Annotated in this window: 12 protein-coding genes; 8 read left to right on the top strand and 4 right to left on the bottom strand. The window is 63.3% G+C overall.

All coding sequences use genetic code 11. The annotated features are described in order from the left end of the window. From ACK6AU_RS05375 to ACK6AU_RS05365, 3 genes are all read right to left on the bottom strand, one after another. The coding region (locus ACK6AU_RS05375; RefSeq protein WP_409298126.1) for a methyl-accepting chemotaxis protein at positions 1 to 1,209 on the bottom strand (1,209 nt) is incomplete at its 3' end. A 72-nt stretch (positions 1,210 to 1,281) separates the two neighbouring features. Continuing rightward, positions 1,282 to 3,057 (bottom strand): GspE/PulE family protein, encoded by a 1,776-nt coding sequence (locus ACK6AU_RS05370; protein ID WP_409298124.1) that lies wholly within the window; start codon positions 3,055 to 3,057, stop codon positions 1,282 to 1,284. Positions 3,058 to 3,159: 102 nt separating this feature from the next. Then, positions 3,160 to 3,489 (bottom strand): hypothetical protein, encoded by a 330-nt coding sequence (locus ACK6AU_RS05365; RefSeq protein WP_185696969.1) that lies wholly within the window; start codon positions 3,487 to 3,489, stop codon positions 3,160 to 3,162. A gap of 124 nt (positions 3,490 to 3,613) precedes the next feature. Between ACK6AU_RS05365 and ACK6AU_RS05360 the strand changes: the two genes are divergently transcribed. After that, positions 3,614 to 4,084: an Lrp/AsnC family transcriptional regulator gene (locus tag ACK6AU_RS05360; protein ID WP_085594347.1), complete on the top strand. Its 471-nt coding sequence runs from the start codon at positions 3,614 to 3,616 to the stop codon at positions 4,082 to 4,084. On the opposite strand, the gene ACK6AU_RS05355 is transcribed toward ACK6AU_RS05360, so the two are convergent. Continuing rightward, positions 4,085 to 5,452, bottom strand: coding sequence for an inorganic triphosphatase (locus ACK6AU_RS05355; RefSeq protein ID WP_409298121.1), 1,368 nt, complete (start codon positions 5,450 to 5,452; stop codon positions 4,085 to 4,087). It abuts the gene before it with no gap. Positions 5,453 to 5,610: 158 nt separating this feature from the next. On the opposite strand from ACK6AU_RS05355, the gene argE reads away from it, so the two are divergent. The 7 genes from argE (at position 5,611) to ssuD (ending at position 13,970) form a co-directional block, all read left to right on the top strand. Further along, positions 5,611 to 6,768 (top strand): acetylornithine deacetylase, encoded by a 1,158-nt coding sequence (argE, locus tag ACK6AU_RS05350; protein ID WP_185696971.1) that lies wholly within the window; start codon positions 5,611 to 5,613, stop codon positions 6,766 to 6,768. Between the two features lie 136 nt (positions 6,769 to 6,904). Beyond that, positions 6,905 to 8,203: an amino-acid N-acetyltransferase gene (argA, locus tag ACK6AU_RS05345; protein WP_409298118.1), complete on the top strand. Its 1,299-nt coding sequence runs from the start codon at positions 6,905 to 6,907 to the stop codon at positions 8,201 to 8,203. Between the two features lie 498 nt (positions 8,204 to 8,701). Next, positions 8,702 to 10,027 (top strand): OprD family porin, encoded by a 1,326-nt coding sequence (locus ACK6AU_RS05340; RefSeq protein ID WP_185696973.1) that lies wholly within the window; start codon positions 8,702 to 8,704, stop codon positions 10,025 to 10,027. Between the two features lie 274 nt (positions 10,028 to 10,301). Next, a complete protein-coding gene (locus ACK6AU_RS05335) occupies positions 10,302 to 10,940 on the top strand; it encodes a peroxiredoxin (protein ID WP_022641715.1) in 639 nt (212 codons plus the stop codon). A gap of 207 nt (positions 10,941 to 11,147) precedes the next feature. Beyond that, on the top strand, positions 11,148 to 11,741 hold the full coding sequence (gene ssuE / locus ACK6AU_RS05330) for an NADPH-dependent FMN reductase (protein WP_185696975.1): 594 nt from the start codon (positions 11,148 to 11,150) through the stop codon (positions 11,739 to 11,741). 90 nt (positions 11,742 to 11,831) lie between these two features. Next, positions 11,832 to 12,797 (top strand): sulfonate ABC transporter substrate-binding protein, encoded by a 966-nt coding sequence (locus ACK6AU_RS05325; protein WP_409298115.1) that lies wholly within the window; start codon positions 11,832 to 11,834, stop codon positions 12,795 to 12,797. A 24-nt stretch (positions 12,798 to 12,821) separates the two neighbouring features. After that, on the top strand, positions 12,822 to 13,970 hold the full coding sequence (gene ssuD, locus ACK6AU_RS05320) for an FMNH2-dependent alkanesulfonate monooxygenase (protein WP_022641712.1): 1,149 nt from the start codon (positions 12,822 to 12,824) through the stop codon (positions 13,968 to 13,970).

The following is a 13,970-nucleotide window of genomic DNA, read 5'->3' as shown; positions in this document are numbered from 1 at the left end:
GCCCACGGCGAAGCCGGGTCCGGCCTCGCCGGCGCGGGCGGCCTCGATGGCGGCGTTGAGCGCCAGCAGGTTGGTCTGTTCGGCGATGCTGTTGATCACCTGGATGATCGAGTGGATTTCTTCGGAGGACTGGCCCAGGGCCGTGATGCTTGCAGAGGACTGGTTGACCGCCTCGGCAATCTGGCTCATGCCGTTCACCACGCCGAGTATCACTTGGCCGCCGCTGCCGGCCAGGGATTCGGAGTGGGCCGAAATGCTCTGGGCGTTGCGCGCATGTTCGGCGACCTGGGCGATGTTGCTGATCATCTGTTCCATGGCCGCCGCCATGTCGGTGGCGCCATCGGCCTGCTCGCTGGCGCCGTCGGCGATGTTCGACGAGGTACCGCTGAGGCTGTGGGAGCGGCCACGCAGCTCCTCGCTTTCATGGCGGATGGTGGTGATCATCCGCCGCAGGTTGTCCTGCATTTCGCCCAGGGCCTGTTGCAACTGGCCGGCTTCGTCTTGGCTGTCGACGCTGATGTTGCGGGTCAGGTCGCCCTGGGCAATGGCCCGGGCCGTGGCCACGGACTTCTCCAGGGGCTTGAGCACGCGGTTGAGCAGTTGTCGGGTCAGCAGGCACAGGGCCAGGGCAGCGCACAGGCTGCCACCGACCAGCCAGCCAGCGGCCTGGCGCACGGCTGTTTCACTGCGGGCGCGGGTCTGCGCGCTACTGGCTTCGATCTTGCTGCTCAGGGCCTCGTTGCGGGTTTCCACTTCAGTGAAGCGCTGGGAGAACTCCGGCATCTGCAGGCGTGCTGCCTGGGGATCCTTGAGGGCCAGCCCGGCGATGTCCTGGGCGGCCCGGATGTAGTTCTCCAGCACCGGTTGCAGTTCACCGATGGCCTCGCGGATATCCGGTGCCAGGGGCAGCCGGGCATTCTCGGCCAGGGATTTGCGGAACCAGTCGCCGTGCTCGCGCAGGCTGTCGCGCACCTCGTTGCCCGCCGCTTCGTCACCGGGTTGGCTGCTCAGCGCCTGCAGTACATCGGCCCGCAGGGCGTCATGCATCATGTCGGCCTCCAGGTGGTTGCGCAGGGCGCTGGCATTGAGTTCGTTGTCGTGAAGGGCGCTGGCCAGGCGCGCCTGGCCCCAGAGACCGATGCCGGCCACCAGGGCGATGGCCAGCAGGCTGATAGCCCCCGAGGTGATCATGTTATGGCGGATGTTCATGCCCGGCTCCCTGCGCGTTTCGGCTGTGCCTAAAGCGTAGTCCAGCTCCTGGGGTGTGCCCTTGCGGCACTTTCAGGACTCGTTACAGGGCGTGACCCGCAAGGCTTCCTCCAGGCTGGTCTGCCCTTGCGTCACCTTGTGCGCGGCCGCCAGGCGCAGGCTGCGCATACCGGTGGCAGCGGCTTGGCGGCGCAGTCCGGCCAGATCGAGCTCCGGCTGGATCAGGGGCCTCAAGGCATCGTTCAAGCGCATGATTTCATAGACTCCGACCCGCCCGCGGTAGCCGGTGCCCCGGCACTCGGCGCAGCCAATGGCGCGGTGGGCGTGCAGGGGCGCCGGCAGTCGCTCGGGCGGGGCCAGGCTGCGCCATTGATCCGCGTCCAGATCCACCGGTTGCTTGCAATGGCGGCACAGGGTGCGCACCAGGCGCTGGGCCATGACCCCGAGCAGCGTGGCCTTGATCAAGTAGTGCGGCACGCCCAGCTCCAGCAGGCGGCTGATGGCGCCCGGGGCATCGTTGGTGTGCAGGGTGGACAGGACGAGATGCCCGGTGAGGGCCGCCTGGATGGCCACCTCGGCGGTTTCCAGGTCGCGAATCTCGCCGATCATGATGATGTCCGGATCCTGGCGCAGCAGCGCGCGTACGCCGCTGGAGAAACCCAGGTCGATGTTGTGCTGTACCTGCATCTGGTTGAAGGATGGCTCGATCATCTCGATCGGGTCTTCGATGGTGCACAGGTTGATCTGGGGCGTGGCCAGCTTCTTCAGGGTGGCGTAGAGGGTGCTGGTCTTGCCCGAGCCCGTGGGGCCGGTGACCAGGATGATGCCGTGGGCCTGGGCGGTCATGGCTTGCCAGCACGCGAGGTCCTCGGCGCCGAAACCCAGTTGGTCGAAGTCCCTGAGCAGGACCTGGGGATCGAAGATACGCATCACCAGTTTCTCGCCGAAGGCGGTGGGCAGGGTCGAGAGCCGCAGCTCGACGGCATTGCCCTCGGGAGTGAGGGTCTTGATCCGCCCATCCTGGGGTTTGCGACGTTCCGCGACGTTCATCCGGCCCAGGCTCTTGAGGCGGCTGACAATGGCCAGGGCCACATGGAGTTCAAAGGCATAGACGGTGTGCAGCAGGCCGTCGATACGCAAGCGCAGGTTGCCCTGTTCACGCCGGGGTTCGATGTGGATATCGCTGGCTCGCTGTGCGAAGGCGTACTGCAACAGCCAATCGACGATATTGACGATGTGGGCGTCGTCGGCATCCGGCGCCTGGTCGCCGCTGCGCGGCTTCAGTAATTGTTCGAAGTTGCCGGGACCGCTGCCTCGATGTTCGTTGCTGGCGCCGTTGACCGACCTGGCAAGGCGATAAAACTCCTGGGTCAGGTGGCGAATCTGCGCCGGGCTGGCCAGCACCCGCCGCACGGAGCGCTTCAGGGCATGGGCCAGGTCCGTTTCCCAGCCGTTGACATAGGGCTCGGCGCTGGCCACGGTCACGCTCCGAGTATCCACGGCGACGGCCAGGATCCTGTGTCGCTGGGCGAACGCCCGGGACATCAGTGGAGTGATGGCGGCTACATCGATCTGCAGTGGGTCCAGGCGTAGATAGGGTTGGCCGGCCTCCTGGGCGAGCCAGGCGGTGAGGCTGTCCAGGTCCAGCTGGCGGCCCGGGTGGCGCAGGTCTGGCAAGTGCTGTTCGGCGATGCTCTCCAGCGGGTGCCGGGGCTCACCGATCTCATGTTGCCTTGCCGCCATGACCTGCTCGGCGGACTCCTGGCTGATCCGCCCCTGGGCCTGCAAGTCGCGCAGCAACGTGCCGAGCTCCAGCTTGCAGTCCCGGGACAGGTTGTCGGTACCCATGGGGTTCTCCCTGTTCGTGGTCGAGATCCCGACCGGAACAGCCAAGGGTAGCCTTGGGCGGACCCAGGGCGGGCAACCAAGGGTTGCAGGGTTTTGCCGGCCTCAGCCAGCGGCTTGCAGGCGCATGGGGTCCAGTTGTTGCAACTCGACCGAGCAGACGCACACCAGGTTGCGCAGTTTATCGGCTATCACCCCGGCGCGATGCCAGCTCAAGCCATCGAGTTCCACTTGCAGGTGCAACATATCGTCCTGCTGTTGCACCGAGACCCGCTGTGGCACCAGGAACTGCAAGGCGAAATGGTTGAGGACCCGGCACAGCACATCGGCTTCGGCGTCGGCTGCCAACTGGTAGTGCACACGGCAATGGGCTTGGCTGGGGTTCCAGACATCAGGTCGGGGCGAGGGGCCAGAGGCGGTGTCGAAAGGGGGCATGGTGATCTCCAGTTCAGTGGAGAAATTTTTACATTCGGTTTTGGGTATTTCTTATCTAAGATGGGATGTTTTTCAGATTTGGCGAATTGAAATATTCGTTATCTAGCTGATTTGGAGATTGATCATGCATAGCGAGTTGGACGCCTATGACCGCCGGATTCTCGCCTTGTTGCAGGAAGACGCCTCGCTATCCAGCGCGCAGATCGCCGAGCAGGTGGGACTGTCGCAGTCGCCATGCTGGCGGCGGATCCAGCGTTTGAAGGAAGAAGGGGTGATTCGCGGCCAGGTGACCTTGCTCGATCGCAAGAAGATCGGGCTGAACACGCAGATTTTCGCCGAGATCAAGCTCAATGCCCACGGTCGTTCCAACTTCACCGAGTTCACCGAGGCGATCCGTGGTTTCCCGGAAGTGCTGGAGTGCTACGTGCTGATGGGAGCGGTGGACTTCTTGCTGCGGGTGGTGGCGGCGGACATCGAGGCCTACGAGCGCTTCTTCTTCGAGAAGCTGTCCATGGTGCCGGGTATCCAGGAGGTGAACTCGATCGTTGCCCTGTCGGAGATCAAGTCCACCACCAGCCTGCCGCTGCTGCGCTGATCACATGCGCAGCAGGGTCTTCCAGGCACGGTTCTGGAACACCGCGATGGCTTGCTGCTTGCGTGCCGCCAGGGCTTCGTCGCCGAGCGGCTCGTTGGCCAGTTGCGCCAGCTTGTTCAGCTCGCCATAGAGGCGGTCCAGCTCGGGGATCTCCAGCACGCCGCGGGCGTGGTGCAGCCAGGCCTGGATACGCTCGATGCGCGGCAGTTGCTCGGCCAGGTCCTCGGGTTGCTGCTGGTAGCGCGGCAATTGCAGGGACCTGGCTTCTTCGGCCAGCAGGCGTGGCAGCCAGCTGTCCAGGCGCGCGGCACCCTGGCGATTGCCGCGGGTGTTGCGCTCGGCGGTCCAGGCCCGGGCCAGCAACCAGCGTGAGGTAGTCAGCGAGAACAGGCCCCAGCGTACGTCCTGCAGCTCTTCGAGGAACTGCTCCGGTGCGGCCTTGCGCACGTCTTCGTCATCGAGGCCGGCTTGTACCAGCGGGCGCCAGTCTTCGAGCAGCGCGTCCAGGGCGCTGCGCAGTTCGGCGGTGGCTTGGCGTGGCGCCGCCTGACCCAGGCTGCTGGCCAGGGCGCGTAGTTCGGCGAGGTTTTCCACCCACTCCTGCAGCAGTCGCCAATGGCCGTTGAAGCGGTACTGTTCGGCCAGGCGCTGGCTGCTGCCCAGCAGGTGCCAGGCGAGGGCGGCGAAGGCTTCGTCCAGCGGCGTTTCGGCAGTCAGTTGCGGGGCCGGCAGGCTCAGGGAATAGCTGCCGGCATCGAACAGGCGGTAGCCGCGTTCGGCCTTGCTGATGTCGCAGGGCATCAGTGGCAGGGTCATGGCCAGTTCCGAGGCCAGTTCCAGCAAGGCGGCCGGTTCGCCTTCCCGCAGTTCCAGCTCCAGCTCGCAGATTTCTTCCTTGTGCTTGCCGGCGACCACTTGGCCCTGGTCCAGGGCCGCTTCGATCACCACCTTGGCCTTTCCGCGACCCCAGGCGATTTCCGCGCGCTCGCGGACGAAATCGGTGGTGAACATCGGCTTGAGGGTCTTTTTGTCCAGCTCGGCCAGGGCTTCGGGCCAGCATTGGCCGTCGAGTTTCTTCAGGTCGAGCTTGGCCTTGGGCAACTGCCAGTCGTATTCGTTGCGCTCGGACAGGCCGGCGATGCTCTGGCCACGGGTCTTGAGGGTCTGGATCACCACGTCGCCATCGCGGCGCAGGCGCAGGGCCACCTTGGCCTGGGCCAGGTCGCGGTCCGGGCTGTCGAAGTACTGGTTCATCAATTCACGGCGTTCCCAGCCACTTTTGTTGCGTTTCTTCAGCAGCGGGTGCTCGCGCAGGGCGGCGAGGGTCTCGCGGCTGGCGCGGAGTTTGATTTCGGTTTCTTTCTGCATGGCCGGACAATCCAGGATCGGGAGCGCAGCCGGGGAAGAGTTGGCTGCCAAGGTCGTGCAGTGTACAGGACAAGGCGCCGACAGGTGCCGCCGCGGTTCCTTCGGTGGGGCAACAGCCCCTATGATGGGCCTCGTCTTGGACATTCCGGAGCCCGCCCATGCCATTGCCGTCGATGAAGGATCAATTCGCCGCGTTGATCGCCGCCCCTTCGGTGAGTTGCACCCAGCCTGCTCTGGACCAGTCCAACCGGCCGGTCATCGACCTGCTCGCCGGTTGGCTCGGCGACCTGGGTTTTGCCTGCGACATCCAGCAGGTCAGCCCCGGCAAGTTCAACTTGCTGGCCAGCTTCGGCAGTGGCCCTGGCGGCCTGGTGCTGTCCGGGCACAGCGACACCGTGCCGTTCGACGCCGCGCTGTGGCAGACCGACCCACTGAAGCTGACCGAGGTCGACGGGCGCTGGGTCGGCCTTGGCAGCTGCGACATGAAGGGCTTCTTCGCCCTGGCCATTGAGGCGGTGCGGCCGTTGCTCGAACAACCGTTCAAGCAGCCGCTGCTGATCCTGGCCACCTGCGACGAGGAAAGCTCCATGGCCGGAGCCCGGGCCCTGGCGGATGCCGGACGGCCCCTGGGACGCGCGGCGGTGATCGGCGAGCCCACCGGGCTCAAACCGATCCGCCTGCACAAGGGGGTGATGATGGAGCGCATCGACATCCTCGGGCGCAGCGGCCATTCATCGGATCCGAGCCTGGGCCGCAGCGCTCTGGAGGCCATGCACGATGCCATCGGCGAACTGCGCGGCCTGCGCCTGCAATGGCAGCGAGAGTTTCGCAATCCGCAATTTGGCGTGCCACAGCCGACCCTGAACTTCGGTTGTATCCACGGTGGCGACAACCCCAACCGAATCTGTGGCCAGTGTTCGCTGGAGTTCGACCTGCGGCCCCTGCCGGGCATGGACCCGCAAGCCCTGCGCGAGGCGATCCGCCAGCGGCTCAGGCCGGTGGCCGAACGGCACGAAGTGCGGATCGACTATGCGCCGCTGTTTCCTGCCGTTCCGCCGTTCGAGCAGCCCGAGGACGCCGAACTGGTGCGAGTGGCGGAGCGCTTGACCGGGCATCGTGCCGAAGCAGTGGCGTTCGGCACCGAAGCGCCTTATCTTCAGCGCCTTGGTTGCCAGACCCTGGTGCTCGGCCCGGGGGATATCGCGTGCGCCCACCAGCCGGGGGAATACCTGGAAATGTCACGCTTGCAGCCTACCGTGCATCTATTACGGGAATTGATTGAACATTACTGCCTGAAGCCGGCCCAATTTCAGTAAATTGCCGTCGTCCCTGTCCGTACCCATGAGGAGAGTAAGCGTGTCGCCAAGCCTGTTCCGACGATAACCATCAGCCCGTTGTGCGTTTTCCGTTTCGTCCTTTCATAGGCTGCTTTTTATTTACAGGCTCAGGTTCATGCCCGAATACGTCAATTGGCTCCGCCATGCGTCTCCCTACATCAATGCCCATCGCGACTGCACCTTCGTGGTCATGCTGCCCGGCGATGGTGTCGAACATCCCAACTTCGGCAATATCGTCCACGACCTGGTGCTGCTCCACAGCCTGGGAGTGCGCCTGGTGCTGGTGCATGGTTCCCGTCCACAGATCGAATCACGCCTGGCCGCCCGCGGCCTGACTCCGCATTACCACCACGGGATGCGGATCACCGATGCCGCCACCCTGGAATGCGTGATCGACGCCGTGGGCCAGCTGCGCATCGCCATCGAAGCGCGCCTGTCCATGGACATGGCCTCCTCGCCGATGCAGGGCTCGCGGTTGCGGGTCGCCAGCGGCAATCTGGTGACCGCGCGGCCGATCGGCGTGCTCGAGGGCGTCGACTACCACCACACCGGCGAGGTGCGTCGGGTCGATCGCAAGGGTATCAACCGCCTGCTGGACGAGCGATCCATCGTCCTGCTGTCGCCCCTGGGCTATTCGCCTACCGGGGAAACCTTCAACCTGGCCTGTGAAGACGTCGCCACCCGTGCCGCCATCGACCTGGGCGCCGACAAGCTGCTGTTGTTCGGGGCTGACCCGGGATTGCTGGACGAGAATGGCAAGCTGGTGCGTGAACTGCGTCCGCAACAGGTGCCTGCCCATTTGCAGCGTCTGGGCGCCAACTACCAGGCCGAGTTGCTGGATGCGGCGGCCGAGGCTTGCCGGGGTGGGGTAGGGCGCAGCCATATTGTCAGCTATGCCGAGGATGGCGCCTTGCTGACCGAACTGTTCACCCGCGATGGCGGTGGCACCCTGGTGGCCCAGGAGCAGTTCGAGCGGGTGCGCGAGGCGGCGATCGAGGATGTTGGCGGCCTGCTGGAGCTGATCAGCCCGCTGGAAGAACAGGGCATCCTGGTGCGGCGTTCCCGCGAAGTGCTGGAGCGGGAGATCGAGCAGTTCAGCGTGGTCGAGCGCGAAGGCATGATCATCGCCTGCGCTGCGCTGTACCCGATCGCCGACTCCGACGCTGGCGAACTGGCTTGCCTGGCGGTGAACCCGGAGTATCGGCACGGCAAGCGTGGCGATGAATTGCTGGAAAGGATCGAGGCCCGGGCCCGGGCCCAGGACCTCAAGACCCTGTTCGTGCTCACCACTCGCACGGCTCACTGGTTCCGTGAACGGGGCTTTGTGCCCAGCAGCGTGGAGCGCCTGCCATCGGCGCGGGCCTCGCTGTACAACTATCAGCGCAATTCGAAGATCTTCGAAAAAGCCCTCTGAAATCTTTCCATCCGTTCGCCAGCGCCGCGGCTCGATCATGGGATCGGACCGCGGCGCTGTGTATTTCAGAATAATTTCATTTCGATACTAAAACTGTAACAAATTGACGGGAGGATAGGCCCTTAGCCAATATTGCGTCGCTTTTTTGATCCCTTATGACGTTATTCATTGACCTGGCCGAGGGCCTGGAAGGTATAGCGGCGGGAAAATATTTTTCAGGAATAGGCTCGCAAGCGTCTACGCTGGAGCTTTTGACTAGCGGATGGCGTTTCTTATTCCTGAAGAGTATGAGAAAGAATGGAATAATTCTTTTTGGGTTTATGAGTAATTCATTAACCTGCATGGACTCAATAACTGCGATTAGACATTGGTCGAAGACACAGATCGTTACGATTGACTTATCAGTCACGGTCTGGCGCTAATCGCGCATCTGTGGCACCCGGGCGTTTCGATCTGGGGCCAGGAACCACAAGAATTAGAAAACGAGAGGAGCGATACATGAACAAGTCCACCTTGGCCCTGGCTGTGGCCGTAGGGGTTTTGGCGCAGCAGGCAGGCGCCGCTGGTTTCATCGAGGACAGCAAGGCCACTCTGGGGCTGCGTAACTTCTACATCAACACCGATAACCGTGACGGTACTGGCCCGAACAAGAACGAAGAGTGGGGCCAAGGCTTCGATCTGCGTTTCACCTCGGGTTACACCCAGGGCACTGTCCAGTTTGGCGTCGATGCCATTGCGCTGTATGGCCTGCGCCTGGATTCCTCGCCGGCCACGAGCGGTAACTCTTCTGGTACCGCTTCCGGCGGCACCATCTTCCCGAGCGATGGCAACAAGGCTGTTCATGATTTCGCCAGCCTGGGCCTGACCGGCAAGGTCAAGGTTTCCCAGACCGAGCTGAAGATCGGCACCCTGCTGCCGAACAACCCGGTGATCAAGTACAACGACGGTCGCCTGCTGCCCCAAACCTTCCAGGGTGGCCAGATCACCTCGAACGAATTCAAGGACCTGACCCTGACTGCCGGCCAGGTCGAGCGCGCCAAGGGTCGTAACTCGAGCAACAACGAAGGCCTGTCCATCGCGGGCGCCAACGCTGGCTCGAACTACCCGAAAGGCGAGTTCAGCAACAAGTTCTACTACGCCGGTGCCGACTACAAGGTCACCAAGGATCTGACTGCTTCGTACTACTACGGCGAACTGAAGAACTTCTACAACCAGAACTTCCTCGGCCTGGTGCATAACTGGGCAATCGGCCCGGGTGTCCTGAAGAGCGACCTGCGCTACTACCGCAGCCGCGACGATGGCCGCAATGGCGACACCTCGAGCTACTACACCACGGGTTACTACGGCAACAAGGTCACCAAGGGCAAGGTCGACAACGACCTGTATAGCTACCTGGCCCTGTACTCGATCGAAGGCCACACCTTCGGCGCCGGCTACCAGTACACCAAGGGCGATAGCGACTTCCCTTGGCTGAACCAGGGCGATGGCTCGTCCAACAGCACCATCACCGACATGCAGATCCAGAAGTTCGCCCGTGCTGGCGAGCGTACCTGGCAAGTTCGCTACGGTTATGACTTCGCCAAGGTCGGCCTGCCAGGCCTGACCGCCAACGCGGTCTACCTGCGTGGCAACAACATCGATACCGCCCTGGGCAGCAAGACCGAGTGGGAGCGCGACCTGACCGTGGCCTACGTCATTCCGGAAGGCCCGCTGAAGAACCTGGGCTTTGCCTGGAAAAACGCCATGTGGCGTACCGACCTGGCCAACACTCGTTCCCAGGACGAAAACCGCCTGATCGTCAGCTACTCGATCCCGCTGCTGTAATCGGCAATAAAAACCTCGCCCGGCGCAATGCCGGGCGAGGCTTCGTTCCAAGTCAGGCCCACCCCCGTGAGCCCTTCCTGAATTCCCCTCTTTCTTGCAGCTACTCAAGGCCTTCTCGAACCTTGTGGCCAAGAGTGTTCCCGGCCTGTCCGCGAGTCCAGTGAAGAGATTTTTAATATTCCTATAGGATCTTAATAAATCGATATTTATTCTTTTTAAATAATCTGCGCCCCAGGCGGAGTAGGCCCATCACGCACTCACAGGAGCAGCATCCATGAGCCTCAGACTGGGCGATATCGCCCCCGACTTCGAACAGGATTCCAGTGCCGGCAAGATTCGTTTCCACGAGTGGCTGGGCGATAGCTGGGGCGTGCTGTTTTCCCATCCGGCGGACTTCACCCCGGTTTGCACCACCGAGCTGGGTTTTACCGCCAAGCTCAAGGACGAATTCGCCCAGCGCGGGGTCAAGGCCATCGCCCTGTCGGTGGACCCGGTGGATTCCCATCACCGCTGGATCGAGGACATCAACGAGACCCAGGACACCCGGGTCAACTTCCCGATCCTGGCGGATGCCGACCGCAAGGTCTCGGACCTCTACGACCTGATCCATCCCAATGCCAGCGACACCCTGACCGTGCGCTCGCTGTTCATCATCGACCCGAACAAGAAAATCCGCCTGACCATCACCTACCCAGCCAGCACCGGGCGCAATTTCCACGAGATCCTGCGGGTGATCGACTCGCTGCAACTCACCGACAACTACAAGGTGGCCACCCCGGCCAACTGGCAGGACGGTGACGAAGTGGTGATCGTGCCCTCCCTCAAGGACGAAGAGGAAATCAAGCGGCGTTTTCCCAAAGGCTACCGCGCAGTGAAGCCCTACCTGCGCCTGACTCCCCAACCCAACCGTTGAGGCGCGTGACCTATCCATAAAGCAGGGGTTTTCAGGCCGTTTCGACGGCCTTTTTTTTGGCCTGCGAAACAGTGCTCCTCATATTCGTATAGGGAATAAACAAATGAAAAAATAAGATTTATGGATATAAAAATAGACTGTTAAGGTCTGTTCAGTCCGGCGAGATCGCATCCCGCGAATCGCCCCAATCGCTCAAGGAATCCCTGCATGCTGGTGGTCTCTCTCGGTGGCAGTCCCAGCCAACGCTCCCGTTCCGGGGTGTTGCTGGAGTTGGCCAGGCGCTGGTTGCAGCAGCAGGGCGTGGAGGTGGTCAGCTACCAGGTGCGGGATTTCCCCGCCGAAGACTTGCTCCATGCCCGCTTCGACAGCCCCAGGATCATCGACCTGCTGCAACAGATCGAACAGGCCGATGGCTTGCTGATCGCTACCCCGGTGTACAAGGCGTCTTTCTCCGGTGCGCTCAAGACCCTGCTCGACCTGCTGCCCGAGCGCGCCTTGCACCACAAGGTGGTGCTGCCCATGGCCACCGGCGGCAGCATCGCCCATATGCTGGCGGTGGATTACGCCTTGAAACCGGTGCTGTCGGCGCTCAAGGCCCAGGAAATGCTGCAGGGCATCTTTGCCGAGGACAGCCAGATCGCCTACGGCGAAGGCAGCGCCCAGCCGCAATTGGCCGACGCCCTGGAGCAGCGCTTGCGTGAAGCCCTCGAGCAGTTTCACAGCGCCCTGGCGCGCCGACCCAGGCCGCTGGACCCGAGTCTGTTGAACGAACGCCTGCTCAGTGCTCGCTGGAGTATCTGAGCCGCACCCCTGATTCGCATCACTGGCCTTACTCGCCCGCCAACGGGCAAGCAGGTGCAGCCATAACCCAAGAGCCAAAAGGAGAGCGCCATGCGCCCTGTCATTTTGCGCCGTGGCTTGGTCGCTCTGTTTGCTGCGGCTGTGTCCTTCGGTGCCATTGTCCAAGCCCAGGCCGAGACCCTGCGTATCGGTTATCAGAAGTACGGCACCCTGGTCCTGCTCAAGGCCAAGGGCTCCCTGGAGAAACGCCTGGCCCAGCAGGGTGTCGACGTGCAGTGGACCGAGTTCCCCGGTGGTCCGCAGCTGCTGGAGGGGCTGAATGTCGGCTCCATCGACTTCGGCGTGACCGGCGAAACCCCGCCGGTGTTCGCCCAGGCTGCCGGCGCCGACCTGCTCTACGTGGCCTATGAGCCGCCGGCGCCCCTGAGCGAAGCGATCCTGGTGCCCAAGGACTCGCCGATCCGCTCGGTGCAGGAACTCAAGGGCAAGAAGGTGGTGCTGAACAAAGGCTCCAACGTCCATTACTTGCTGGTCCGCGCCCTGGAAGATGCCGGCCTGAAGTACAGCGACATCCAGACTGTGTTCTTGCCTCCGGCCGATGCCCGCGCCGCTTTCGAGCGTGGCAGCGTCGATGCCTGGGTGATCTGGGACCCTTACCAGGCCGCCGCCGAGCAGCAGTTGCAAGCGCGAACCCTGCGTGATGGCAGCGGCATCGTCGACAACCACCAGTTCTACCTGGCCACCAAGCCCTATGCACAACGGCACCCTGAGGTGATCGAGACCCTGGTGAAAGAAGTGCGGGCGGTGGGCGAGTGGTCCAGGGCCAACCCGCAGGAGGTCACCCAACAGGTGGCGCCGCTGCTGGGCCTGTCTCCCGAAATCACCCTGACCTCGGTCAAGCGCCAGGGCTATGGCGCGGGCTTCCTGACCCCGGAAGTGATCGCCGCCCAGCAGAAAATCGCCGACAGCTTCTACCAGCTCAAGCTGATTCCCAAGCCCCTGAACATCAAAGACGTGATCTGGACGCCCGGCGCCGCCGTGGCCAAAGCGCCGTAACCCGACCCCTTAGGAGACCACTCCATGAGCCTCAACATCTTCTGGTTCCTGCCCACCCACGGCGACGGCCATTACCTTGGCACCGCCGAAGGCGCCCGCGCCGTCGATCACGGTTACCTGCAACAGATCGCCCAGGCCGCCGACCGCCTGGGTTTCGGTGGCGTGCTGATCCCTACCGGGCGTTCCTGCGAGGACTCCTGGCTGGTGGCCGCCTCGCTGATTCCGGTGACCCAGCGCCTGAAGTTCCTGGTGGCCCTGCGCCCCGGGATCATTTCCCCGACGGTGGCGGCGCGCCAGGCAGCGACCCTGGACCGACTGTCCGGCGGACGGGCGCTGTTCAACCTGGTGACGGGTGGCGACCCTGACGAGCTGGCGGGCGATGGCCTGTTCCTCGACCATGAGGAGCGCTACCAGGCTTCGGTGGAGTTCACCCGCATCTGGCGGCGAGTGCTGGAAGGCGAGACCGTCGACTACGACGGCCAGCACATCAGCGTGAAGGGCGCCAAGCTGCTCTATCCACCCTTGCAGCAACCGCGTCCGCCGCTGTATTTCGGTGGTTCTTCGGAAGCGGCCCAGGACTTGGCCGCTGAACAGGTGGACATGGTGCTGACCTGGGGCGAGCCGCCTGCCGCCGTGGCCGAGAAGATCCGGCAAGTGCGGGAAAAGGCCGCTCGGCAAGGGCGCAGCGTGCGCTTCGGCATTCGCCTGCACGTGATCGTGCGCGAAACCAACGAAGAAGCCTGGAAAGCCGCGGAAAAACTCATCTCCCACCTGGATGACGAGACCATCGCCCGGGCCCAGGCATCCCTGGCGCGCTTCGACTCCGTGGGCCAGCAGCGCATGGCGGCCTTGCACGGTGGTCGTCGCGACAAGCTGGAAGTCAGCCCCAACCTCTGGGCCGGCGTCGGCCTGGTACGCGGTGGCGCTGGCACCGCCCTGGTAGGCGACGGCCCTACGGTGGCGGCGCGGATGCAGGAGTACGCGGACCTGGGGATCGATACCTTCATCTTCTCCGGTTATCCGCACCTGGAAGAGTCTTATCGGGTGGCCGAGTTGCTGTTCCCGCACCTGGACATCGAGCGGCCCAAGCTGCCGGAGGCTGCCGGTTATGTCAGCCCGTTCGGCGAGATGGTGGCCAACGACATCATCCCCAAAGCCGCGTCCCAGAGCTGA

The sequence above is a fragment of the Pseudomonas sp. KCJK8993 genome, assembly GCF_046230915.1.
In the GTDB taxonomy this organism is placed as follows: domain Bacteria; phylum Pseudomonadota; class Gammaproteobacteria; order Pseudomonadales; family Pseudomonadaceae; genus Aquipseudomonas; species Aquipseudomonas piscis.
The sequence above is the reverse complement of the archived record's forward strand: the minus strand, read 5'-3'. Positions and strand labels throughout refer to the sequence as shown.